Annotated in this window: 24 protein-coding genes and 2 pseudogenes; 13 read left to right on the top strand and 13 right to left on the bottom strand. The window is 69.5% G+C overall.

Going from position 1 to position 23389, the window contains the following annotated elements; genetic code table 11:
* Positions 1–4: 4 nt before the first annotated feature.
* The 4 genes from ACIBO2_RS34405 to ACIBO2_RS34390 form a co-directional block, all read right to left on the bottom strand.
* Positions 5–1582 carry a ricin-type beta-trefoil lectin domain protein gene (locus ACIBO2_RS34405; RefSeq protein ID WP_358551876.1) on the bottom strand — a complete coding sequence of 526 codons (1578 nt, stop codon included), beginning with the start codon at positions 1580–1582 and terminating at the stop codon, positions 5–7.
* Positions 1583–1705: 123 nt separating this feature from the next.
* Positions 1706–2833, bottom strand: a complete 1128-nt coding sequence (locus ACIBO2_RS34400; protein ID WP_358551874.1) for a lectin — start codon at positions 2831–2833, stop codon at positions 1706–1708.
* A 454-nt stretch (positions 2834–3287) separates the two neighbouring features.
* A complete protein-coding gene (locus tag ACIBO2_RS34395) occupies positions 3288–3986 on the bottom strand; it encodes a response regulator transcription factor (RefSeq protein ID WP_358551872.1) in 699 nt (232 codons plus the stop codon).
* On the bottom strand, positions 3983–5251 hold the full coding sequence (locus tag ACIBO2_RS34390) for a sensor histidine kinase (protein ID WP_358551870.1): 1269 nt from the start codon (positions 5249–5251) through the stop codon (positions 3983–3985). The genes ACIBO2_RS34395 and ACIBO2_RS34390 overlap by 4 nt, the downstream gene beginning before the upstream one ends.
* A gap of 260 nt (positions 5252–5511) precedes the next feature.
* Here ACIBO2_RS34390 and ACIBO2_RS34385 point away from each other — a divergent pair, with 260 nt between their 5' ends.
* The 3 genes from ACIBO2_RS34385 to ACIBO2_RS34375 all read left to right on the top strand — a co-directional run bounded on the left by ACIBO2_RS34385 (position 5512) and on the right by ACIBO2_RS34375 (position 7236).
* Entirely contained in the window at positions 5512–5913 is a 402-nt protein-coding gene (locus ACIBO2_RS34385) for a DUF6223 family protein (protein WP_397302299.1), read from the top strand.
* 238 nt (positions 5914–6151) lie between these two features.
* On the top strand, positions 6152–6811 hold the full coding sequence (locus ACIBO2_RS34380) for a sulfotransferase family protein (protein ID WP_397302296.1): 660 nt from the start codon (positions 6152–6154) through the stop codon (positions 6809–6811).
* Between the two features lie 50 nt (positions 6812–6861).
* Entirely contained in the window at positions 6862–7236 is a 375-nt protein-coding gene (locus ACIBO2_RS34375) for a DUF6223 family protein (RefSeq protein WP_358551864.1), read from the top strand.
* A 90-nt stretch (positions 7237–7326) separates the two neighbouring features.
* Here the strand turns inward: ACIBO2_RS34375 and ACIBO2_RS34370 are convergent, their stop codons facing one another.
* The 3 genes from ACIBO2_RS34370 to ACIBO2_RS34360 are packed head-to-tail and all read right to left on the bottom strand — an operon-like array spanning position 7327 to position 8734.
* Positions 7327–7824 (bottom strand): hypothetical protein, encoded by a 498-nt coding sequence (locus ACIBO2_RS34370; RefSeq protein WP_397302293.1) that lies wholly within the window; start codon positions 7822–7824, stop codon positions 7327–7329.
* A gap of 29 nt (positions 7825–7853) precedes the next feature.
* Positions 7854–8315, bottom strand: a complete 462-nt coding sequence (locus ACIBO2_RS34365) for a sugar ABC transporter permease (protein WP_358551860.1) — start codon at positions 8313–8315, stop codon at positions 7854–7856.
* Positions 8312–8734 (bottom strand): hypothetical protein, encoded by a 423-nt coding sequence (locus tag ACIBO2_RS34360; RefSeq protein ID WP_397302289.1) that lies wholly within the window; start codon positions 8732–8734, stop codon positions 8312–8314. Before ACIBO2_RS34360 ends, ACIBO2_RS34365 begins: the two co-directional genes overlap by 4 nt.
* Between ACIBO2_RS34360 and ACIBO2_RS34355 the strand changes: the two genes are divergently transcribed.
* The 6 genes and pseudogenes from ACIBO2_RS34355 (at position 8724) to ACIBO2_RS34330 (ending at position 12080) form a co-directional block, all read left to right on the top strand.
* Complete coding sequence (locus ACIBO2_RS34355) at positions 8724–8996, top strand: substrate-binding domain-containing protein (RefSeq protein ID WP_397302287.1); 273 nt, start codon at positions 8724–8726, stop codon at positions 8994–8996. The genes ACIBO2_RS34360 and ACIBO2_RS34355 overlap by 11 nt on opposite strands.
* A pseudogene (locus tag ACIBO2_RS34350) lies at positions 8993–9532 on the top strand (glycoside hydrolase family 2 TIM barrel-domain containing protein); the annotation flags it as partial. The gene ACIBO2_RS34355 and the pseudogene ACIBO2_RS34350, both read left to right, overlap by 4 nt.
* Positions 9533–9600: 68 nt before the next feature.
* Positions 9601–9867 (top strand): annotated as a pseudogene (locus tag ACIBO2_RS34345) (hypothetical protein); the annotation flags it as partial.
* A gap of 101 nt (positions 9868–9968) precedes the next feature.
* The gene (locus tag ACIBO2_RS34340) at positions 9969–10247 is read left to right on the top strand and encodes an alpha-L-rhamnosidase C-terminal domain-containing protein (RefSeq protein ID WP_397302563.1); all 279 of its coding nucleotides are present in this window, start codon (positions 9969–9971) and stop codon (positions 10245–10247) included.
* A 9-nt stretch (positions 10248–10256) separates the two neighbouring features.
* Entirely contained in the window at positions 10257–10835 is a 579-nt protein-coding gene (locus ACIBO2_RS34335; RefSeq protein ID WP_358551854.1) for a TetR/AcrR family transcriptional regulator, read from the top strand.
* Between the two features lie 75 nt (positions 10836–10910).
* Positions 10911–12080 (top strand): MFS transporter, encoded by a 1170-nt coding sequence (locus ACIBO2_RS34330; protein ID WP_397302285.1) that lies wholly within the window; start codon positions 10911–10913, stop codon positions 12078–12080.
* Between the two features lie 14 nt (positions 12081–12094).
* Here the strand turns inward: ACIBO2_RS34330 and ACIBO2_RS34325 are convergent, their stop codons facing one another.
* On the bottom strand, positions 12095–13153 hold the full coding sequence (locus tag ACIBO2_RS34325; protein ID WP_397302282.1) for a TrmB family transcriptional regulator: 1059 nt from the start codon (positions 13151–13153) through the stop codon (positions 12095–12097).
* Positions 13154–13243: 90 nt separating this feature from the next.
* On the opposite strand from ACIBO2_RS34325, the gene ACIBO2_RS34320 reads away from it, so the two are divergent.
* The gene (locus ACIBO2_RS34320) at positions 13244–16603 is read left to right on the top strand and encodes a S8 family serine peptidase (RefSeq protein ID WP_397302279.1); all 3360 of its coding nucleotides are present in this window, start codon (positions 13244–13246) and stop codon (positions 16601–16603) included.
* 94 nt (positions 16604–16697) lie between these two features.
* Here ACIBO2_RS34320 and ACIBO2_RS34315 read toward each other — a convergent pair whose 3' ends face one another.
* Together ACIBO2_RS34315 and ACIBO2_RS34310 are read right to left on the bottom strand one after the other, a co-directional pair.
* Positions 16698–17924: an MFS transporter gene (locus ACIBO2_RS34315; RefSeq protein WP_358551846.1), complete on the bottom strand. Its 1227-nt coding sequence runs from the start codon at positions 17922–17924 to the stop codon at positions 16698–16700.
* Between the two features lie 93 nt (positions 17925–18017).
* On the bottom strand, positions 18018–18449 hold the full coding sequence (locus ACIBO2_RS34310; protein WP_358551844.1) for a MarR family transcriptional regulator: 432 nt from the start codon (positions 18447–18449) through the stop codon (positions 18018–18020).
* A 79-nt stretch (positions 18450–18528) separates the two neighbouring features.
* Between ACIBO2_RS34310 and ACIBO2_RS34305 the strand changes: the two genes are divergently transcribed.
* Positions 18529–18942, top strand: coding sequence for an organic hydroperoxide resistance protein (locus tag ACIBO2_RS34305; protein ID WP_358184384.1), 414 nt, complete (start codon positions 18529–18531; stop codon positions 18940–18942).
* Between the two features lie 3 nt (positions 18943–18945).
* Here the strand turns inward: ACIBO2_RS34305 and ACIBO2_RS34300 are convergent, their stop codons facing one another.
* Positions 18946–20184 carry a cytochrome P450 gene (locus tag ACIBO2_RS34300; RefSeq protein WP_397302275.1) on the bottom strand — a complete coding sequence of 413 codons (1239 nt, stop codon included), beginning with the start codon at positions 20182–20184 and terminating at the stop codon, positions 18946–18948.
* Between the two features lie 109 nt (positions 20185–20293).
* Entirely contained in the window at positions 20294–21130 is an 837-nt protein-coding gene (locus ACIBO2_RS34295; protein ID WP_397302272.1) for an NAD-dependent protein deacetylase, read from the bottom strand.
* A gap of 82 nt (positions 21131–21212) precedes the next feature.
* Between ACIBO2_RS34295 and ACIBO2_RS34290 the strand changes: the two genes are divergently transcribed.
* Both ACIBO2_RS34290 and ACIBO2_RS34285 read left to right on the top strand, forming a co-directional pair.
* The gene (locus ACIBO2_RS34290) at positions 21213–21959 is read left to right on the top strand and encodes a TetR/AcrR family transcriptional regulator (RefSeq protein ID WP_397302270.1); all 747 of its coding nucleotides are present in this window, start codon (positions 21213–21215) and stop codon (positions 21957–21959) included.
* 142 nt (positions 21960–22101) lie between these two features.
* Positions 22102–22767 (top strand): M15 family metallopeptidase, encoded by a 666-nt coding sequence (locus ACIBO2_RS34285; RefSeq protein ID WP_358551836.1) that lies wholly within the window; start codon positions 22102–22104, stop codon positions 22765–22767.
* Between the two features lie 35 nt (positions 22768–22802).
* Here the strand turns inward: ACIBO2_RS34285 and ACIBO2_RS34280 are convergent, their stop codons facing one another.
* The gene (locus ACIBO2_RS34280; protein ID WP_358551834.1) at positions 22803–23273 is read right to left on the bottom strand and encodes a VOC family protein; all 471 of its coding nucleotides are present in this window, start codon (positions 23271–23273) and stop codon (positions 22803–22805) included.
* Between the last annotated feature and the right edge of the window lie 116 nt (positions 23274–23389).

The following is a 23389-nucleotide window of genomic DNA, read 5'->3' as shown; positions in this document are numbered from 1 at the left end:
CAGGTCAGGTGCGGGTCCAGCGTTGGTTGGAGCCGCCGTTGCACGTCCAGATGGTCAGCTTGGTGCCGTTGGCGGTGGCGTTGTTCGGCACGTCCAGGCATTTGTTCGCGCCGACCGCCGTGATGGTGCCGTCGGAGTTGAAGCGCCATTGCTGATTGTCCTGGCCGTTGCACTCCCAGATGATGACATTGGTGCCATTGGCGGTTCCCCTGTTGTAAACGTCCAGGCACTTGCCGCCGTAGACCCGCAGCTCACCGCTCGCGGTCGGCGCCCACTGCTGACTGGCCTGGCCGCCGCAGTCCCAGATCTGCGCCTGCGCGCCGTTGGCCTGCGAGGCGTCGACGACGTCCAGGCATCGGCCCGAGCCCACCCCCTTGATCGCGCCCGCGGGCGGCGTGACGATGCCTCCTCCGGTCACGACGTACATGGCCGCCCCATGCCCGGGGACCGACGCGCTGATCGCCCCGGACGAAGTGGACGTCGTGTGCGCCCACAGGTCGCGTACCGAGTAGGAGGACGCGGTCCCGAGCCCCAAGGCGGAGGCGGTGGTGGAGACGGTCGAGGTCGAGGTGCCCCGGTTGAGCAGCACGACCGCGACCGAGCTGTTCGACATCGGTTTGCGCCAGACCTCCAGGTTCCCGTTGTCGCTGATCTTGTGGCCCTGCCTGCCGCCCCAGTCCTGGTCGACCGCGATGACCTCGGTGTTGGTGAGGATCGTGCGCGTGTCGGCGCTCATCGTGCGGATGTCGTTTCCGGCGAGGAGCGGCGCGTTCAGCAGCGACCACAGACTGAAGTGCGCGCGGCCCTCGGTCCCCGTCACCCCGCCGACGCCCACCTCCAGCATGTCGGGGTCGTTCCACCCGCCCGGGCCCGAGTAGGCTTCGAGCCCGACCTGCTGGTCCAGGATGCCCATGATCGAGTTCCAGTTCGCCCCGATGTCACCGGTGTCGCGCCAGGAGTTGCCCACCGGCATCCCCCAGGTCCACACGCTCTCCTGCCCCCAGTTGCACAGGCTGTACACGATCGGACGGCCGGTGGCGGCCAGTGCGTCGCGCATGGCCGTGTACCGCTGCTGTCCGTTCATGCCCTTGTGGTCACCGCAGTTGTCGTACTTCAGGTAGTCGATCCCCCAGGACGCCCACAGGGCCGCGTCCCGCCGCTCGTTGCCCAGGCTGGCCGGGTACCCCGCGCACGTCGTGGTTCCGGCCGAGGAGTAGATGCCGAGCTTGAGTCCTTTCGAGTGGACGTAGTCGGCCAGGGCCTTGATGCCGTTGGGGAACTTCTGCGGATCCGGCACCAGGTCGCCGCTGGAATTGCGGCTCTTGGTGGACCAGCAGTCGTCGATGTTGACGTAGGTGTAGCCCGCCGCCGCCATGCCGCTGGAGACCATGGTGTCGGCCGACTGGCGGATCAGGCCGTCGTTGACGTTGCAGCCGAAGCTGTTCCAGTCGTTCCAGCCCATCGGGGGTGTACGGGCCAGACCGTTGTCCAGCGCGGCGGCGGGCGATGCCGCACCGCCGATCGCGACGATGGAGCCGGCCAGGAGTGCCGCCGCCGTTACCAGGCCAAGAATTCTGCGCATCTCATCCCTGCCTACTGGGTGTCAAGAAGATCTCGGTCTGCCCTCGCTCTTCGCGGGCGCTCTCGTGACGGTCGCGGGAGCTGTGACGGCGCGCAGGCGGACGGCCGGCCCCGGAGAGAGATGTCATGGGTCGGAACGGCTCCAGCGCTGGTTGGCGGCGCCGCCGCAGGACCAGATCTGCAGCTTGACGCCGTTGGCGGTGGAGTAGTTCGGCACGTCCAGGCATTTGTTCGCGCCGACCGCCGTGATGGTGCCGTCGGAGTTGAAGCGCCACTGCTGGTTGCTCTGTCCGTTGCAGTCCCAGATCACCACCTGGGCGCCGTCGGCGCTGCTGCGGTTGTACACGTCCAGGCACTTGTTGCCGTAAACCCGCAACTCGCCCGCGCTGGTCGGCGTCCAGCTCTGGTTGGACTGACCGTTGCAGTCCCAGATCTGCACCGCCGCGCCGTTCGCCTGCGAGGCGGCGGAGACATCCAGGCATCGGCCCGAACCCACGCCTCTGATCGCCCCCGCACCTGGCGTGGGGTTGCCGCCCCCGGGTTGGCCGATGCTGCCGGATACCGACTGCAGCGCGCTGTACCAGGCGGCGGCCATCTTGTCGTATCCGCCGGCGGTGGGGTGGATGCCGTCGATCAGGTCGGAGGTGGTCAACTTGCTGTGCATGTCGACCAGGTGGACGTGCTTGCCGCTGTTCACCTTGCTCTGGACGATGCCGGGGATCGCCGCGTTGAAGGTCCGGGCGGCGGACTCCTGACCGGAGTTGGACAGCGGGATGATGGTCGCGACGAGGACATCGGCGTCCGGCACGGCTGTGGTGATGTGGTCGATCAGCGTGGACAGTCGCTGCGGGGCACCGGCCAGGTTGTAGTTCTGCAGGACGTCGTTGGTGCCGATGTGCAGCAGCAGCGTGCGCGGTGTGTACGTACGCAGCCAGCCGGTGATGTTCGCGTCGATCTGGTCGATCCGCCACCCGGGATGACCCTCGTGATCGTGGTCACCCAGGCTGCCCGGCCCATTGAACTGCGAGCCGACGAAGTCGACCGTGTAGCGGCCGGCGGCCAGGCGCTGCCACAGCCCGATCCGGTACCCGCCCGGCACCTGCGTGCCCTCGGTGATCGAGTCGCCCAACGGCATGACCCGCACCCCGCCGTTGGACTCCGCGCCGGCGACCCCCGCCTGTGTCGCTACTCCCGCTACCACCAAGGCGACGGCCGTGAGCGCGACGGTCCACCATCGTCTCCATGTACGCATGCTCAACGCCTCGCCACTGTCAGCGAGCAGGGAGCGTCGATCGGTAGTGTTCGCGCTAACATACTGGATCCTTAACCTCGTGAACGAGTTCTCGGAGTACGGATACGGCAGCCGAGGGTGAGCCGGAAGGACTCCTCATCTGCCAGAACGTGCGAAAAGGGGGAGTGCGTCGCTCCCGTTTGCCATTGTGAGCGCTAACAGTCCATCGGGACCCAGAGCTCCTTCCACGTACACCGACTGAGATGGTGTGGTGTGGCGGAGCAAATATGACGTGACAAGATCCGTCAAGGGTCCGCCCCCTCCATCACGGTTCCGCCGCTCCCCGGAGCGGCCCGATCTGGCCTGACGGCGTGCGGTCCCGCTGCCACAGCGGGGCAGGTGATGAAACGTTCATCCCTTGGCGGCGTGGCATGACGATGTCCCAGCCGCCGCGCGAACGCGGCCTGGCCGTGTCCTACATCGCGGGGCTGACCAGTCCTGTCTGGTAAGCGATGACGACCAGTTGCGCACGGTCGCGCGCACCCAGCTTCGCCATGGCGTGGCTGACATGGGTGCGCGCGGTGGCCGGGCTGAGAAACAACTCGGTACCGATCTCGCTGTTGCTCAGGCCCTGCCCCACCAGGGCCAGCACTTCGCGCTCGCGCCCGGTCAGCACCGCGAGCCGGTCCTCCGCGGCCTGCGCGGCTGTTCGGCGCGCGGTGAACTGGCCGATGAGGCGTCGGGTGATCCGCGGCGCGAGCAACGCGTCCCCGGCGGCGACCACCCGGATGGCATGCAGGAGCTCGGCCGGTCCGGCGTCTTTGAGCAGGAAGCCGCTGGCACCGGCCTGCAAGGCGTCGAAGACGTACTCGTCGGTGTCGTAGGTGGTGAGAATGAGGACCCGGACCTGCTCCAATCCGCGCGTCTGGGCGATCCGGGCGGTGGCCTGAATCCCGTCCACCTTCGGCATGCGGATGTCCATGAGCACGACGTCGGGGCGGGTGGCGCCGGCCCGCTCGACGGCTTCCGCGCCGTTGGTGGCCTCTCCCACCACCGTGATGTCGTCCTCGAGGTCGAGCAGGACCTTGAACCCGGAACGCACGAGACCCTCGTCGTCGGCGACGAGCACCTTGATCGGAGCGTCGGTCAACGGTGAGCCGGCCGCCGCGTTCACAGGCGCGACCCGGTCGGCGCGAGGGGCAGTCGTGCCTTGACTTCGAACCCGCCGCCCGGAAGCGGCCTGGCGTCGAGTTCTCCGCCCAGCAGTTGACAGCGCTCGCGCATGCCGAGGATCCCGCGGCCGGGCGCCGGCTGGGCGGGGGCCGAGCCGGCGGTGCCGGTCAGCTGCCGCGCCGGTGGGTGCGCAGCCGTGGGCTCATCACCTGAGGTGGCACGGCGGCCCTCGTCGGTCACGCGGATCTCCAAGACCTCCAGCCCGGGGTTCAGCGCGACCGTCACCCGGGTCGGGCCGACGTGGCGGATCACGTTGGTGATCGATTCCTGAAGGATCCGATAGGCGACACTGCCCACCGCACTCGGCAACGGCGCCGCGGACGAGGTCTCCTCGAGCTCGATGTCGAGTCCGGCCGCGCGGGCCTTGGCGGCCAGTTCGTCGATCTGCCCCAGCCCGGGGTACGGCACGCGCCCGTCGTTGTCGTCACCGTCGTCGTCACGGAGTACGCCGAGGATGGCCCGCATCTCCCGCAGCGCCCGGGAACTCGTCTGCTCGATCGCTCGCAGCGCCTCGCGCGCCACTTCCGGCCTCTTGTCGAGCACGTGCGCGGTGACACCGGACTGGACGTTGATGATCGCTATGGCGTGCGCGACGGTGTCGTGGACCTCGCGCGCGATCCGGAGCCGTTCGGCGTCCACCCGCGCCCGCGCCTCCTCCTCGCGAGTCCGTTCGGCCAGCTCGGCGCGCTCCTGAGCTTCGGCCGCGATGACCTGCCGGGACCGGACGGACTCGCCGAGGGCCGCGCTCATGACCGCCGCGCCGATCCGGAAGTACACCCAGCCGATGGCGGCGCGTGGCTCGATGTCGGCCGCGGCGACCAGCCAGGCGATGGCGAGCACCGAGGTGCCCACGCCGGCGATCACCAGCGACCGGCGCCCGTCCCCGTAGGCGGCGACGGTGTACAGGGCGACGAAGAGCCCGAGCCAGCCGGGCCCGTCGGGGAAGCCAAGGGTGTAGTACACCAAGCTAGCGACCGCGGCGGTGACGAAGACCGGCACCGGCCACCGGCGGCGGACGACGACGACCACACCACTGGCGACCAGCAGGACATATCCCAGGTTTCCGAGGTCGGTAAGGGGGCGCTGCACCACCTCGCCGGTGTTGCGGACTATCGTCCCCTGAACCTGCATCACGGTGATGAACAGCGCGAGCAACACATCCTGCGCCGGCACCGGCAGGCGCAACGACACGGCGCGATGTTCCATGCCGTGATCCTACGGTTCCCGCGCGTGAGAAGACTCCGCTCAGAGGCGCGGCCGCCTACGACGACGGGCGTACCGAGGCACGAGTCGGCTACGCGGAACTGCGTAGTGGCCGCCATCCGCTGCCGGAGGCCGCGGCCGCCTCGACGGCGCGATGATCGATTCCGCGAACCTTCCCAGACGCTCGCTTTCGTCACCGGCACCGGCGATCCACCGCGCTGGACACGCTGCGGGCGTCCGTCATCCGACCGAAAGGAAGCTCAATGTCCGTCCTGCTGGTGCTTGCCGCACAGGCGACCTCGCCAGTTTGTACGACGCAGGCAGAATGCGCGGCCCAAGGTGTGGATACTTTCATCGGAACCCCCGCGCGAATCTGGGCCAGTGTGGCCGCACTGGTGGCGCTGGGCGGCGTGGTCATCGGCTGCCTGGCGCTGCGCTCCGCCCGTCGTACCGGCAACGGCGGGAGGAGGGGAGCCAGCGTGGCCCTGGTGGTGGGGCTGACCGGCGGGCTCAACGGCGCGGTGAAGCTGGCTGTCGCCGACGGCGGTCTCGGCACCGGCAACGGAGTATTCGGGGCGGCCGTGGCCCTGGTGCTGGGGCTGGTCGGTGCGGTCCTCGGCGGGCTGGCTCTGACCCGCTCCCGCCAACCCGAGCTGAGCGACTGACTCCAGCGAATACAAGCCCGCGATCGAGACCCTGACGACCGTACACACCTCGATCATCGCCCAGCCGGTTCTGTTCGCCTGTACGCACGGGATCGGCACACCCTGCCTTACCAGTCCGACACCTACGCCAAGGCCGCGGTCAACGTCTGCCGAAAGGTGAACGCCGCGGCCGCTACAGCAGGAGGCTGACGTGTTACACGTGATCGGCGCGGGATTCCCGCGTACCGGAACCAGATCGATGAAGGCCGCGCTGGAAAGGCTGGGATTCGGTCCTTGCTACCACATGGCCGAAATCGGGAGCAATCCCGAGCACGTCGACCGGTGGCTGCCCGCCGCCTCCGGCCTGCCGCTGGACTGGGACAGCGTGCTCGACGGCTATCCATCCACCCAGGACTGGCCGGCGAGCTTCTTCTGGCGCGAGCAGGCGGAGGCCTACCCGGACGCGAAGGTCGTCCTGACCGTCCGCGATCCGCATCGCTGGTATCTCAGCATGCAGACTCTGATCGCCACCCGCCGGGACGTGCCGCCGGATCTTCCTGAAGCGGGGGCCGCGGTACTCAGGACGATGGAGAGGCTCCGCCCGGTTCTCGATCTCATCGGAGAGTCCACTTTCGGCGACACCTGGGATTTCCAGCGGGGCATGCCCGACGAGGAGATCGCGGTAGCGGCGTTCCACCGTCACGTGGCCGATGTCCAGAAGAGTCTGCCCGCGGATCGCCTCCTGGTGTTCGACGTCCGCGAGGGCTGGGAGCCGCTCTGCCGGTTCCTGGGCGTCGACGCTCCCGCCGGCGAGCCGTTCCCGCACCTCAACGACTCCGAGACCATGCAGCGCGCGCTGCGACAACTGTTGACCGATGGCGGCATCGACTCGGCTTTCATTTCCGGCACGCCCGATTGAACGGCATCACCGCGCCTGCCGACCCCCGTCATACATCAGAAAGGATCTTCATGTCCCTCCGTAACTCGCTAGCCGCCGCGGCCGCGCCCGTTTTGGTCCAGCCCGTCGATGCTTACACCTTGACCGCCGGGCGTCTCTGGTCCGCGGTGGCCGCGCTGCTGGGGCTGGCCGGCGTCGTCATCGGCGGGCTGGCTCTGGCCCGCTCCGCCGGTCGTATCGGCACCGGAAACGGGAGAAGGGGGGCCATCGTCGCCCTGCCTGCGGGGCTGGTCTGCACGGTCATCGGCGGACTGGTTGTGGCCGCCGCCGACGGTGGTCCCGGCACCGGCTACGGAATAGTCGGGGGCTACGTGGATCTGGTGGTCGGCCCGATCGCCATGGTCCTCGGTGGGCTGGTTCTGGCCCGCTCCCGCCGCAAGGCTTGAAGCCCACCGACGGAGGAGCTGACGCGGCCTACTTGATCGCGCCCGCGCCGATGCCCTTCACGATGTGACGCTGCGCCAGCAGATAGAAGATCACCACCGGCACGATCGAGATGGTCGGGCGGCCAGGAGGATCAGCTGCTGTGGCGTCTCGGCGGAGGTGAAGGCGGTCAGACCGCGCTGGACGGGCATGAGGGAGTTGTCGTCGAACAGGACGAGCGCCATGAGGTACTCGTTCCACGCCCCCAGCCCCGTGAACACGCCCTTGCCCGCGAAGTCGAGTCGCGCGAGCGCGTACCCGGCGAGGCTGGACACCAGCAGGATGCCGAGGACGGCGGAGCCCGTGTAGATCACGCTGTTGCGCAGGTAGACGCCGAGCTCGCCCTGGACCCACGCGGTCACGTAGTTGCCCCACTGCGGGTCGGCGGGCAGGAAGCTGTCGTTCGACAGCAGCTCCGTGAGGCTCTGCAGTGATCCGGACAGCATCCACAGCAGGGGGAACAGCGCGATCAGTGCGGCGACGCCCAGCAGTCCGTACAGGCCGACCTTGTCGAGGCGTATCCTCCGACGAGGTTCTGAAGCGATGGACATCTCGTCGGCACTTCCTGTCGTCCGGCCGCTCATACGCGGGACCTCCGTCTGGTGATCGCGAGCTGGATCACGGACAGCAGTACGAGGGCGCCGCCGAAGATGACCGACATGGCCGCGGCGCTGCCGTAACGCCAGTTGACGAACGCCTCGTTGTAGATCGCGAGGGTCGGCACCATCGTGTGCTGGCCCGGTCCGCCGTTGGTCAGCACCTGCACGGTCCCGAAGATCTGGAGCGCGGCGAGCAGGGTCAGAAGACTCACGATCGACGTGACCGGTGCCAGCTGTGGCCAGGTGATGTACCGGAACTTCGACCAGCGGTTCGCGCCGTCGAGGTCGGCGGCCTCGTACAGTTCCTTCGGCACGTCCTGCAGCCCCGCGAGGAAGAGCAGGAAGCCGAACCCCCCAGTGAAACCAGACGAACACCGCCGCCACGACGGGCAGCGCGGCGGCCTTCGCCGCCCCACGGGAACCGCGAGTCGCGACGTCGTCATGACGTGCGGTCCTGCGCCGCCTGGACCTTGGCGAGTACGTCGTCCACCATCGCCTCGCCCAGCACCAGGCGCTGGGACTCCGCCTTGATCGCGGTGATCACGTCAGGCTTGAAGGTCGTCGACATGACCTGCATGCCCTTCACCCCGGCGGCGAAGCCCGCGAGTTGGTCGGGGATGTCCTCGCCGGCGAGGAGTGCCGGGTTGCTGGGCAGGATGCGAGCGACCTTGGCGAACACCGCCTGCTGCGCGGGCTCGGTCAGCCACTTCACGAACGCGAGCGCCTGCTCAGGATGGTCGCCCCTCGGGTTGATCACCGCGCCCTTCCCGGGGACACCCGGCGAGCGCGGCTCGTGGACGCTTCCGGGGGCCTTGGGCAGCCCGGTGGAGAAGTAGTCCTCGGCCGGCCAGATGCCGCGCATCAGAGCCGAGACCTACGAGCGCGTGATGCGTGATCAGGGGTTCGCCGACGAGATCGCCGTCGCCGCGACCTCCTACTCCGAGGAAGGCGGCCATCGCGGCGCCCGCGAGTTGCTGAGCCGCTCTCCGCGCCCCACCGCGATCTTCGCCGGTTCCGACGAGGCGGCTCTAGGCGTCCTGGCCGCGCTGCACGAGGCCGGCCTGTCCGCCCCGGGCGACGTCTCCGTGGCCGGCTACGACAACACCAGGCGCACGACGCGATGATCGCCCGTGACCGTGAGGCCACCGCGGACGGCGTGGCGACCGCTTATTTCCCCGGGGGCGCGTACGAGTACCGCAAGATGTTCTCCGCTCCCGAGGAGCACCGGGGCAAGCGGATCATCCTGGAGTTCGAGGGCGTCTACCGGGACGCCACCGTGTTCGTCAACGGAAACTACGCCGGGCAGCGCCCGTACGGATACTCGCGGTTCTTCATAACGGGCGTGGTGCCGGACTCGGGCGCGTCGGGCGTGGTGCCGGACTCGGGCACGTCGGACGTCGACGCCGTGGAGGTCGCCTTCGGCATCCGGTCCTTGCGCTTGGACCCCGAGCACGGGTTGCGGATCAACGGCGAGACGGTCAAGCTGCGCGGCGCCTGCGTGCACCACGACAACGGACCGCTGGGCGCCGCCACGTTCGCCCAAGCCGAGGAGCGCCGCGTGCGGCTGCTCAAGGACGCGGGTTTCAACGCGATCCGCATGTCCCACCATCCGATGAGCATCGCGATGCTCGACGCCTGCGACCGTCTCGGCATGCTGGTGGTGGACGAGGCGTTCGACATGTGGACCTGGGGTAAGAGCCCGTTCGACTACAGCCTCGATTTCCCCGAATGGTGGGAACGCGATATCGAGGCGATGGTGGCCAAGGACTACAACCGGGCATCACGGCTGACGTCGGCGACCTCGCCTACATCACCGTCACCTTGGTCGATGCGGCCGGGACAGTGCACACCGCGGCCGACCGGCCCGTACGCGTGGAGGTCTCCGGCGACGGGACGCTGCTCGGCTTCGGCAGCGCCGACCCGTCGAACAAGGAACGGTTCGACGCGACCGAGCACCACACCTACCAGGGCCGCGCACTCGCCGTGGTGAAGCCGACCGCACCCGGCGCCATTCGCCTGACCGCCGTCGCCCCAGACTGCGACCCGGCCGAGGTACTGGTCAGGGTCGAAAACCGGACCGGTGACCCGCGGGCTGGATCCAGCAGCGTGTCGGTGGGCTGCGGGCGACCAGTCCCGGCTGGGCGTCCTTCGACATCCGCCCGGTCGTCGATGACCGCGTCACCTGGGGCCGCATCTCCCATGGCACCGTCCGCGGCCTCGCCACGGTCGAGTGGGCGCGCACGGGGGACCAATGGGACGTCGGCCTCCAGGTCCCCGCCGGTGCGACCGCGCGGCTCGTCCTTCCCGGCGGCCACAGTCGCCAGTTCGGCGGCGGCTCACACACATTCTTGACTGATCTGTACAGAAGCCGCTAGCTTCAGCTCATGGGCAGACCCCGGGAGTTCAACGACCATGCAGTAGTGGACGCCGCGATGGAGGTGTTCTGGGAGAAGGGCTACGAGGCGGCCACCACCCAGGACCTGTGCGCGCGCACCGGGCTCGGCCGCGGCAGCCTGTACAACGCGTTCGGCAGCAAGCACCGCCTGTACGAGGAGGCGGTCCGCCGATACGCGCAGACCAAGGGCGCCGCCCAACTGGCGATGCTGGCCGAACCCGGATCGGTGCGGGAGCGGCTGCGGGAGATGATGCTGGGCGTCATCGACGCCGACCTGGCCGACCCCGGCCGGCGTGGCTGCCTGGCCCTGAACGCCGCCACCGAGCCGAGCGGGCGCACCGGTGACGTCGCGGCGCTGGTACGCCGGCAGTTCACCGACCTGGAACAGGAGCTCTGCCACCTGGTGGCGGTCGGCCAGCGCACGGGCGAACTGTCCGCCGACCGGCCGCCGCTCCAGGTGGCTCGGACATTCCAGAGCGCGTACTACGGGCTGCGCACGCTCGCGAAGGTGACCGACGACAGGAACGCCCTGCTGGACGTCGTGGAAGGGGCGCTCGCGGCCCTTTAAGCCCCGCGGCCGACGGCCCACGTATCACGCTGCCCATTTTTTGTACTGATAAGTCAACTATTAGAGGTGAACCGCATGCCCGTCCTCTCCCTCATGCTGTGCGTGTTCGGCATCACGACCGGCGAGTTCGTGATCGCGGGGATCTTGCCGGACATCGCCGATGACCTGGCCGTGTCGATACCGGCGGCCGGACTGCTGGTGACGGCCTACGCCATCGGAATGATCATCGGCGGCCCGGCGCTGACGGCGCTCACCGCGCGCTTCGACCGCAGACCGCTCATCCTCGTCCTCCTCGCGGTGGTGATCGCCGGGAACCTCGCCTCGGCGCTCGCGCCCACATACGCCGTGCTCTTCGCGGCCCGGATCATCACCGCGCTGGTGACCTCCACGTTCTTCGCCAACGCGATCGTCATCGCGGCGTCGACCGCCCCGCCGGACAAGCAGGCGTCCACCGTGTCCAAGCTCGTTTTCGGGATGAACCTGTCGATGATCCTCGGCGCGCCCATCGGCACGTTCATCGGCAACGGCTTCGGGTGGCGATCCACCTTCGTCACCATCGCCGTGTGCTGCGTGCTCGGGTTGCTGCTGGTGCTGCGCTTCGTACCGGATGTCCGGAACGCCACGCCCGGCACCTCCGCGCTGGCCGAGCTCCGGGTATTGCGCGGCGGTGAGGTGCGGCGCGCCATCGCGGTCACGGCGGTCGGCAACGCGGGGCTGCTCATCGTGTTCACCTATTTCGCGCCGCTGCTCACCGGCGTCACCGGATTCGCCGCCGACGCGATCGCCGTGCTGCTGCTCGTGTACGGCGTCGGCGCCGCGGTGGGCAACTTCGCCGGCGGCTGGCTGTCCGACCGGGCGCTGATGTCCTCACAGCTCAGTCTGCTCGCCGTGCTCGCGGCGACGCTGGTGCTGATGTGGGCGGTCAGCGGCGGTACGGCGATCACCGCGGTGCTGGTCTTCGTGATCGGCGCGCTGGGCTTCTCCGTCATTCCCGGCATGCAGACCCGGGTGCTGACCACCGCGTCCGCGGCGCCGACCCTGGCCATGGCGGTGAACGCGTCCGCCTACCAGTTGGCCGCGGCCTTCGCCGCCTGGCTCGGCGGCCGGGTCATCGACGGCGGGTTCGGGCTGCGGTCGCTGTATCTCGTCGGCGCCGCAGTCACTGTGGCCGGGATCGTGGTGAGCTGCTACGCGTGGTTCCGGGACCGGTCGAGCGGCAGGGTCCGCGCCGTCGAACAGGTCTGACCTTCGGGCGCGGGTCACACGAGGTCGCGGCGGCTGGCCTGGGCGCCGGCCTGGAAGCGGGTCTCGGCGTTCAGCTGGTCCAGGAGGTGACGCAGGCGGCGGCGCAGGCTGCGCGGGCTGGTGCCGAGCTGGCGGGCGATGGCGTCGTCCTTGAGCCCGGCCGCGAGCAGCGCCAGGAGACGCCGATCCTCGGTGCCGAGCTCCGTCGCCTCCGGCCCCCCGTCTAAGGGCTCCGCCTCGACCCGCTCCCCACCGGCGAGGTCCGCCGCGTCGGCGGGCTTCTGCGTCGCCGGTGCGTCCTGCCACAGCTCGGGGCGTACCGGCAGCGCCTCCCGCCACAGGCGCTCGAAGAGCTCCACCAGGGCCACCACCATCGTGGAGCCGCTGATCAGCACGCCGCGGGTCAGCGGCGGGTCCATGTGCATCGGCATGACCGCCCGCCACCGGTCGACGATCGCCATCTTGAACGGCAGCCGGGGCAGGACCCGCGCCTCCTCGCCCGCCTTGATCAGGCTGCCCACCTCGTCGAGCGCTCCCGCGTGGTCGAACGCCTCCGGCACGTAGATGGTCCGGTAGCGGACGCCGCTGCGCAGCAGGTCGGTCTGCAGCGGGTTGTGATAGTCCAGCACGTAGGGCGGGCAGTCGAAGGTCAGGACCTCCTCCTTGGCCTCCTGCTGCAGCCGGACGTACCAGCGGGCCTGCTCCTCGGGACCCGCGAGGACCTCGAACTGCCCGCCCTCCTCCGGATCCTGGCCGACGGTACGGAAGGCCGCCTCCAGTTCGTCGGCCGTGTCGGTGAGCTGATCCAGCTCGCTCTGCAGGCCGCGCACCAGCGAACGGATCGCGGTCCCCGGGTTCGTCACCGTCCACCGAGGCGAGCGCCCCCACAGACGGCTGACCAGGCCCTTGGCGCGGAGCCTGCTCAGCGACGCCTGGATGCGTCCCGCGCCCTCCCCGCTCCGCATGACCAGCTCCTGCACCGTGATGCCGGGGCAGGCCAGCACCCCACGGTAGATCCGCTCATCGAACGCGCTGATCCCCACGACCTCCAGCGCCCGGCTGTCCTCAAGCATGCTCATGATCTTGGCCACTTCCGGCAGTTGCCGCAATAGGCCACTTAAATCACCTTGTCATCAAAAGTCACAAAGAATTAGAAAGCGGAGGTGCTTCAGAGAACCGCGCTCCTGGGTGTCGTGATCACGGCCCTGATAGCGGCCGCCGCTCCGGCCCAGGCCGCACCGACGCCCGCTCCGTCGGCCACCCCGAACCCCGCTCCTTCGGCCACCCCGACCGCGGCCCAGTCCGCCGCGAAGGCCGGGCCGCCCAAGACCATCACCCTCCTCACCGGGGACAAGGTCGTCCTCCGTACCTTCCCCGACAAGCAGACCCAGCTGGACGTCCAGTCCGGCCCCGGCCGGGAAAAGATCAACTTCATTCACCGCCGGTCCAAGGACGGGCTCAGCATCGTCCCCGTCGATGCGCTGCCGCTGCTGGCCGCGGGCCGGCTGGACCCCCGGCTGTTCAACGTCACCCGGCTCGCCGCCCTCGGCTACGACGACGCCACCAGCTCGGCGCTGCCGCTCATCGTGACGTACCCGGACCAGACCGCCGCCGCCACGCTGCGCGTCGCGGGCGGGCGCCCGCTGCCCGCGATCAACGGGATCGCCCAGAGCGAGCCCCACGCCGCGGCCGGCACGCTCTGGAAGTCCCTGACCGGGCAGCAGGCCAGGGCGGCGGCCGCGCCCGCGAAGGTCTGGCTGGACGGCAAGGCCAAGCTGTCCCTCGACGTCAGCGTCCCGCACATCGGCGCGCCCAAGGCGTGGGCGGCCGGTCAGACCGGCAAGGACGTCAAGGTCGCGGTGATCGACACCGGTTACGACCCCGGCCATCCCGACCTCCAGGGGCTGGTGGCCAAGTCGGAGAACTTCACCTCCGAGCCCGACGTCCGCGACCTCAACGGCCACGGCACCCACGTCGCCTCCACGATCGCCGGATCCGGCGCCGCCTCGGACGGCCGGTACAAGGGCGTCGCCCCCGGCGCCAAGCTGCTGATCGGCAAGGTCTGCGTGCAGAGCGGAGACTGCCCGGACTCGGCGATCATCCAGGCCATGACCTGGGCGGCCGAGAACGGCGCCCGTGTCGCCAACCTCAGCCTCGGAGAGGCCGACACTCCCGGCGACGACCCGGTGGAGCAGGCCGTCAACAGCCTGTCGGACAAGTACGGCACGCTGTTCGTCATCGCCTCGGGCAACGACGGCCCGCAGACGGTCGGCTCGCCGAGCACCGCTGACAGCGCGCTGTCGGTCGGCGCCTCCTACCGCGACGACGACACGGTGGCGCAGTTCAGCAGCACGGGCCCGCGCGCGTTCGACGGCGCGGTGAAGCCCGACCTGATCGCGCCGGGCGTGGACATCGTCGCCGCGCGGGCCGAGGGCACCTCCGCCGGCTCCCCGGTCGACGACTCCTACACGGCACTGAGTGGTACGTCCATGGCGACGCCGCACGTGGCCGGAGCGGCCGCGATCGTCGCCGGGCAGCACCCCGACTGGAAGGCCGCCCAGATCAAGGCCGCGCTGATGGCCTCCACCGCGCCCGGCGACGAGCTGGGCGCCTACGTCCAGGGCTCCGGCCGCGTCGACGTCGCCCGCGCCGTCACCCAGCAGGTCACCGCCGAGCCCGCCGCGCTGAGCATGGGCGACATCGAGCTGCCCAGCCCCGCGCCCAAGGAGAAGACGCTCACCTACCGCAACGACGGCGACGCCGCCGTCCGGCTGAACCTGAGCGTGCTCGCCAAGGACGAAAAGGGCGCGGTGGTGACGCCGTTCAAGCTCGGCGCCACGACAGTGGAGGTGCCCGCGCACGGCACCGCCCAGGTCAAGGTGACCGCCACGGCGGGCCCGACCGGCCTGTTCAGCGGCACGGTCATCGCCGCGAACGCCGACGTCTCCGTACGCACCGGCATCGGCATGCGGGTCGCGCCGGAGAAGCGCGCGCTCAAGCTGCGCTACACCGGCACGGACGGGCAACCCGTCCAGAACGCCTTCGCCGGGGTGATCGACCTCGACACCGAGGAGCAGCGCAACTACGACATCTCCGGCGGCACGCTGGACCTCCGGCTGGACAGGGGCCACCGCTACACCGTCGTCGGCCTCATGTTCGACCACGACGGCACTCTGGTGATGTCCTCCGATCCGGAGTTCACCCTTGACGCCGACCGTACGGTCGCCGCCGACGCCCGCAAGGCCAAGCCGGTGGACGTGCGTACGGAGGAGCCGACCGCGCGGCTGGCCGTCGGCATGCTCGGCATGCTGCAGCTCATCGACGGCCAGCCCCTCGGCGTGGACGTCGATCTGGCCGGCATGTGGGGCGCGGACCGCGTCGAGGGCATCAAGGCCATCCCGACGACGCGTACGGTGAGCAAGAAGTTCGCATACTACCGCTGGACCCAGTGGGCCAAGCCGAAGGGCGACGGCGGCTACGACGACAGCCCGTACTTCTACCACCTGATGAAGGCCGAGCCGCGGATCCCCGCCGACCCCGGCTACCGCCCGCGCCGCCGCGACCTCGCCGAGGTCGATTCCACCTATGCCACGCAGAACGACGTCAAGTTCGGCGAGCACTTCGCCCTGCCCGTGCTGTACGGGACGGAGCTGGCCTGGACGCCGTACGGCCAGGTCTCCCGGTTCTCGCTCCCGTTCCACCGGACCGAGTACTACACGCCCGGCGACACCGGCTGGTATCCCTCCTTCATCCAGTACCGGACGCCGCCGGACGGTTGGAACGACACCGACCAGTTCTTCTTCGGGAAGACCACCGTCTACCGCGCCGGTAAGAAGACCGACGACCGGTGGAACACCGGTGTCTTCGCCGCCGCGCTCAACCCCGGCGGCGACTACACCTGGCGACAGGAGAACACACTGCAGTTCGCGGCGGGCCTGTTCGAGGACGGCACGGCCGATCGCATCTCCTACGGCGAGTACACCGCTCCGCAGGCCCGGCTCTACCGGGACGGCAAGGAGATCTACGCCGCCGACTACCTTCCCGGCACGGTCGACGCGCCCGCGGAGACGAAGGAGAGCGAGTACCGGCTGACCATGACGGCCGACCGCGTACCGGCCCAGACCCAGGTGTCCACGCAGGTCAGCGCCGAGTGGAAATTCAGGTCGAAGACCCCTCAGCCGGGCAAGCGGCAGGTGTTGCCGCTGCTGACCCTCAAGATCAATCCGGAGCTGGACGATCGCAACCGGGCCCCGGCCGGGCTCGCGCGCATCCCGCTGCGCGTCCAGCGTCAGAACGGCTCGCCCGATCTGAAGTTGCGTACGCTCACCGTGGAGATCTCCTACGACGACGGCCGCACCTGGCTGCCGACGCTGGTGCACCCGGCGGCCCAGGGTACCTGGGCCGCCGAGACCTGGCACCCGATCAGCGCGCGCGGCAAGTTCGCCTCGCTGCGGGTCAAGGCCGTCGACACCGGCGGCAACGGCTTCGCCGAGACCATCACCAGGGCCTACAAGATCAAGTAGCCCGCGCGGACGCCCCGCCCCGCCTGGACAGGCGCGGCGGGGCGTCTTCGTGTCCGTGCCTTGGTCATGCGGCCCGCAAGGTGGAACGTTCCCGTCACGCGGGCTCCAGGTCGAACTGGTCGGCCCGCTGCGGTACGACCATCGCGATCAGCGCGCCCAGCACCGTGGTGCCGATCAGCAGCCCGAACGCGGCGGTATAGGAGTAATGGTCGACCAGCCAGCCCATCAGCACCGGCGCCAGGACGCCCGCCACCTGCCCGCCGACGTTGACCACCCCCATTCCCGAGCCGATCACCGCGGGGGGCAGCGCGCGTACCGGCATACCGAGGATGCCCATCATCGACAGCCCGGCCACCGCCATGGCCAGCGTCTGGAACAGCGTGAACCCGGCCGCGGTCTGCGCGCGCAGCATCAGCGCCAGCAGCACGGCGGTGCAGAGCAGCAGGGGGATGACGAAGAGCCGGCCCCGGTCGTGGAAGTAGCGGTCGAACAGCCAGCCGCCGAGGATGATCGTCGCGGTCATCACCAGGCCGGGGATGGCCGCGTACAGGCCGGTGTTCAGCAGCGAGACCCCGCGCGCCTCCAGCAGGTAGCTGGGCACCCAGGTGATCATCCCGTACCCGAGCATGTTGGTCGCGCAGAACAGCGCCGCGAACTTCCACACCGCCGGTGCCCGCAGCACGGAGGCGGGCGGGGGAGCGGGGCGCGACAGGTCGCCGGAGCCGTTCAGTTCGGCGGGCAGGGGCGGGGGGAGCAGCGCCCACAGCAGCAGCCCGATCGCCACGCCCGCGGCCGCCGTCACCCAGAACGTGGGCCGCCAACCGAACGCCAGCAGCAGCGGCGCCACGACCAGCGGCGCCAGGCCCGCGCCCAGCTGGGTGGCGGCCAGCATCGTGCCCGCCGCCGTGGCCCGCCGGGCGGGCGTGGTCCGCTCGGACAGCGCCTTGAAGGACGCGCCGGGGAAGATCCCCTGCCCCACGCCGAACAGCGCCCGGATCACCAGCAACGCGCCCAGCCCCCACGCCAGACCGGTCAGCGCGGTGAACGCCGACCACAGCGCGAGCGAGACGACGAGCAGCCTGCGCGCCCCGACCCGGTCGGCCAGCAGCCCGCCGGGGATCTGGCACAGCAGGTAGACCAGGGCGAACACGGTGATCAGCGCGCCCTGCTCGGTCTTGGTGAGGGCGAACTCCGCCCCGATGAACGGCAGCGCGACCGCCATCATCACCCGGTCGATGTAGTCGACGACCCAGACTCCCATGAGCAGGCCGACGGTGAGGGTCGCGGTCTTCCTGACGTCGAGCGTGTACGTACTCCCCAAGGCGACCTCCGGTGATGCGGGCGTTCCGCATTCTTCATACAGACCAGCCGGTGGTGCTCGGGACTGTTCGATGATTCGTCCGGAGAGGCTATCTCAGGTGGCTTCGGTCAGGGATTGGGTCATTCGGCCGAGCGTACGCTGCAGGTCGGCCAGCTCGCTCATCCGCAGCCCGGTGGCGCCGAGCACGTGCTCGGGCACCCGCAGGGCCGACTGCCGTAGCTCCGCGCCCGCGCCGGTCAGCCGCACCATCACGGAACGCTCGTCGCCGGCATTGCGCTCCCGCTGGACGAGCCCGGCCGCCTCCATCCGCTTGAGCAGCGGTGACAGGGTGCCGGAGTCGAGCCGCAACGCCACTCCCAGCTCCTTGACCGTCACCGGCTCCCGCTCCCACAGCACCAGCATCACCAGATATTGCGGATAGGTCAGCCCCAGCTCCGCCAGCTCGCGCCGGTAGAAGCCGTCGAGCGCGCGGGACGCGGCGTGCACGGCGAAGCACACCTGGTTCTCCAGCAGCAACGCGTTCATGACCCCAGCATACCCGGGGTTGACGGCAGGCAATTAAATTGTGCACAATCAAGTTGCACGCAATCGATTAGGAGCGATCATGGGCACCCTTTACACCGCCATTGCCACCGCGACGGGCCGCGAGGGCCGCGCCGTCTCCTCGGACGGGCGCCTGGACGTCACGCTCTCCCCGCCGAAGGAGCTGGGCGGGGCCGGCGCCGGCACCAACCCCGAGCAGCTCTTCGCCGCCGGCTACGCCGCCTGCTTCGCCAGCGCCCTCGCCCTGGTGGCCAAGCGCATGAAGGTGGAGGCCGAGCAGGCGTCGGTCACCGCCGAAGTGGGCCTGGCCCCCAACGGCGACGGCGGCTTCACCCTGGAGGTCGCGCTCCGCGTCGAGCTCCCCGACCACCTGCAGGGTGAGACCGGCCGCGCCCTGGTGGAGGCCACGCATCAGGTGTGCCCGTACTCCAACGCCACCCGCGGCAACATCCCGGTGACCCTCGTCATCGAATAGGCCCTACCGGCGATTTCCGTCCTTGGCGGGCCCGAGCAGCACCGGCAGCACCACCGGTCCTTCGGTGATGAACGACGGGCTGTAGACGATCTGATCCTCCCCGACCGCCAGACGCAGCTCGGGGAACCTGCCGAACAGCGAGGACAGCGCGATGCGGGCCTCAAGCCTGGCCAGCGGCGCGCCCAGGCAGAAGTGCGGCCCGCGGCCGAACGCCAGATGCGTCTCCTGGCCGCGCGCGATGTCGAACCGCCCGGCGTCCCCGCCGAACCTGGCCGGATCCGTCCCCGTGCCGCCGATCCCGACCATGATCGGCTCCCCGGCCGGGATCGTCACCTCGCCGAGGCGCACGTCCTTCAGCGGGTAGCGGAACATCACGTTGATCACCGAGTTCCGGGTGCGTAACCCCTCCTCGACCACCTGCGCCCAGGCGTCCCGCGTGCCCGCCAGGGTGAGCTGGTCCCGGTCCGCGCACAAGGCGATGACCGTGTTGGCGAGCAGGTGCACGGTGGTCTCGTGGCCGGCGATCAGCACCAGCCACAGGATCCCCACCATCTCGTCGTCGGTCAGCCGGTCCCCGTCGTCCTCCTGCGCCCGGATGAGCCCGGAGGTGAGATCGTCCCCCATGTCGCCGCGCTTGCGGTCGATGAACTTGGCCAGGTAACCGAGCAGGCCGGCCCCGGCCGTGCCGGCTTCCTCCGGGGTGGCGGTGTGGGACAGGAGCACATTCGTCCACTCGCGGATCTGGTAGCGCTCCTCCTCGGGCACGCCGAACAGCTCGCAGATCACATTGACCGGCAACGGCTCGGTGAAATGGCGGACGAGATCCACCACCTCGCCGTCGTCGGGCAGCCGGTCGAGGAGTTCGTCCGTCATCTCCTGGACACGGGCGGCGAGACCCTGCACGCGTGCCGGGGTGAAGGCCCGGTTGATGAGGCCCCGCAGCCGCCGGTGGTCCGCTCCGTCCTTGGTCAGCAGGTGATCGCCCTCGATGACCTGCCGCAGCGGCCAGTCAGGAGGGATGGTGCCGTCGTGCAGCGCGGGGCAGTTGCGGGCGTTCTTGCTGAAGAGCGTGTCGTCGTTGGCGAGGACCTCGTTCACCATGTCGTACGAGGTCACGGCCCACGCTTTGACCTTGCCCGGGAGCTCGATGGGGATCACTGGCCCGTGCTCATCGCGAAAGCGGTGAATCGTGCTGGACGCTCGCTCGCCGGGAACCGGGATTCGTAGAGGAGAGGTAGTCATTGAGAGGCCTCCAAAATGTGAAATGTCCTCCCAACTGTCTGCGATGGGCAAGATCCGGAAAAGATGAGTTAGACGTCACCGCAGGACCCGCAACTCTTACCCGACCGCGTCAGAGGCGGGTGGTGAGGTGAGTCAGGGTCGCGCCGAGGGGTGCGTCCAGGGTGAGTACGGCTTGGGCGTCTCCGCCGGTCGGCCCCTGGTTCACGATGGCGATCGGGATGCCGAGCGCGGCGGCCTTGCTGACGAATCGCAGGCCGGACCGTACGGTCAGCGACGACCCGAGGACCAGGAGCGCCCGCGCCGCCGCGACGAGCGCGAAGCACTCATCCACCCGGGCTCTGGGTACGTTCTCGCCGAAGAACACCACGTCGGGCTTGAGCAGCCCGCCGCAGGCTGCGCAGTCCACCACCTGGAACCCTTCGACCTGATCGTCGGTGAGCGCGGTGTCACCGTCGGGGTTGATCTGCCCGCTGGCCGCCCAGCCGGGATTGGCCGATCGCAGGCGGGTCTCCAGTTCGGTGCGGCGGGTTCGCTCGCGGCAGGACAGGCACACGACCCGGTCGAGCCCGCCGTGCAGCTCGATCACCCGCCGCGCTCCGGCCGCCTGGTGCAGACCGTCGACGTTCTGCGTGACGATGGTCTCGATCAGCCCGCGCCGTTCCAGCTCGGCCACGGCGCGATGCCCGGTGTTGGGTGCGGCCAGGACGATCTGCCGCCAGCCGGCGTGGCTGCGCGCCCAGTATCGCTGCCGCGCCTCGGCGCTGCCGACGAAGCGCTGGTACGTCATGGGCTCGGCCTTCCGGGCGCGACCTGTGGGTCCCCGGTAGTCCGGGATTCCCGATTCGGTCGACAGTCCTGCCCCGCTGAGCACCACCATGCCGCCCCTGGCCACCAGCTCGATCAGGGAGTCGAGCGCGCTGCCGCGGGTTTCCACACTTTCGGTCACAGCACTATGGTGCCCGACTCGTCACGCCGTGCCGTATTCCGGTAACCGGAAAGGGTTCTCCGGTTGGGCTAAAGTGAGAGGCATGTCCACCGAGCCGTCTCAGATGCCGTACGCGCCCGCCGACGCACCCGGGCAGCCCGCCGAAACGCCGGGGCCGCGGGCCGGCGCGCCTGGGCCGCAGGCCGAAACGCCTGGGCCGCGCGCTGACGCACCTGGGTTGCGCGCCGATGCGCTGCACAACCGCAACCGCATCCTCGAGGCCGCCCGCGAAACCTTCGCCACGCTCGGACTGGACGTGCCGATGGTCGAGATCGCCCGGCGCTCCGGCGTCGGGATCGCGACCCTCTACCGCCGCTTTCCCACGAAGGAGTCGCTGGTCGTCGAGGTGTTCGCGGACGACCTCCACGCGTGCGCGAAGGTCGTCGACGACGCGCTCGCCGACCCCGACCCGTGGCGCGGCTTCCGCACCGTCATCGAGAAGGTGTGCGCCATGCAGGCCGTCGACCGTGGATTCACCGCGGCGTTCCTGTCGAAGTTCCCGGACGCGATCGCCTTCGAGCACGAACGCGAATGCGCCGAGCGGGGCTTCGCCGAGCTGGCGCGGCGGGCCAAGGAGGCCGGGCGGCTGCGGGCCGACTTCGTCCAGGACGACCTCACGCTCCTCCTCATGGCCAACAGCGGCATCGTGACCGACTCGCCCGAGGCGGCGCTGACCGCGTCCCGGCGGCTGGTGGCCTTCCTGCTCCAGGCGTTCCGCGCCGAAGGCGCCGACCCCCTGCCACCGGCCGCCCCGCTCGGCCTGGACCAGGTGCTCCGCCCGGCGACCTGAGGATGGGCAGCCCGTCGAGATGTGGGAGCGGCTGGGCCTGCCGTTGTTCCGGGCACGCACCTTTAGTGCGTTCTTGGAGAGGATTTGTAGCGCGGTCACCGAACATTCTCCTTGACCTGCCCCCTTCCCTAAGGAGAACGTCGTGCCGGACATCGTGCTCATGTCGGACTCGCGGGTCGCCGAGATCCGGGTGGAGGATCGGGGCGAGCCGCTGGTGGACCTGCGAACCGTACCGGGCCTGCTGGTGGACGAGCGCCAGGCCGACCCCGACGGCGCGTACGCCCACGTCCGCCGGGGGCATGTCGAACGCCTCCTGCGTGCTCAAGCGGGCCTTCCCGACGGTCTGCGGCTGCTCATTGTGGAGGCGTACCGGCCGCCCGCGCTGCAGGAGCGGTATTTCTCCTCATATGCGGCCAGGCTCGCCGAGGCCAACCCGGACTGGCCGGAGGAACACGTCTACGTGCAGGCCAGCCGTTCCCTGGCCCCGCCCCACATCGGCCCGCACGTCTGCGGCGCGGCCGTCGACCTCACCCTGTGCACCGAATCCGGCAAGGAGCTGGACATGGGTACAGAGGTGAACGCGAGCCCCGAGGAGAGCAATGACGGCTGCTATACGGCAGCGCACAATATTTCCGCTCGGGCTCGCTCGAACCGTGGCATCCTCGGTGGCGTCCTGAGCGAAGCCGGTTTCGTCAACTACCCGACGGAGTGGTGGCACTGGTCGTACGGCGATCGCTATTGGGCACTGTGCACCGGTGCCCCCGCGGCCCTGCACGCCCTGATCGACTGGCCACTCCCAGCCGGTTGATCGTGCAGGACCGCGGCGCCGTCATCGGACAGCCGCTAGAGGCGGGCGGCCTCTTCCAGGGCCTTGATGTCGATCTTCCGCATGCCCAGCATGGCCTTCATGACCTGCTGCGCCTTGGCCGGGTCGGGGTTGCCCAGCAGCTCGGGCAGTACCTTGGGGACGATCTGCCAGGACAGGCCCCACCTGTCCTTCAGCCAGCCGCACTGCGATTCCGAGCCACCCTCGGTGAGCTTGGCCCACAGCTCGTCGACCTCTTCCTGCGAGGCGCAGTCGACGTACAGCGAGATCGCCTCGGTGAAGGCGAACTCCGGGCCGCCGTTCAGCGCGACGAACCGCTGGCCCGCCAGCTCGAACGACACCGTCATGGCCGTCCCCGCCGGACCCGGCCCGGCGTCGCCGTAGCGCTGGACCTCCAGGATCCGCGAGTCCTCGAACAGCGAGGTGTAGAAAGCCGCCGCCTCTTCGGCCTGATTGTCGAACCACAGGAACGTGGTGATCTTCTGCATGATGCGCTCCTCCGAGTGCGGGAGTCCGGAACGGTGAGTCCCGGGCTGTCCTGTCACTAACGCGTCGAACACATCGACGGCGATTCGACACGGCGGCGCCAGATTTTTTCCCCGAT

The organism is Nonomuraea sp. NPDC050022, assembly GCF_044460705.1.
GTDB lineage: Bacteria > Actinomycetota > Actinomycetes > Streptosporangiales > Streptosporangiaceae > Nonomuraea.
The sequence above is the reverse complement of the archived record's forward strand: the minus strand, read 5'-3'. Positions and strand labels throughout refer to the sequence as shown.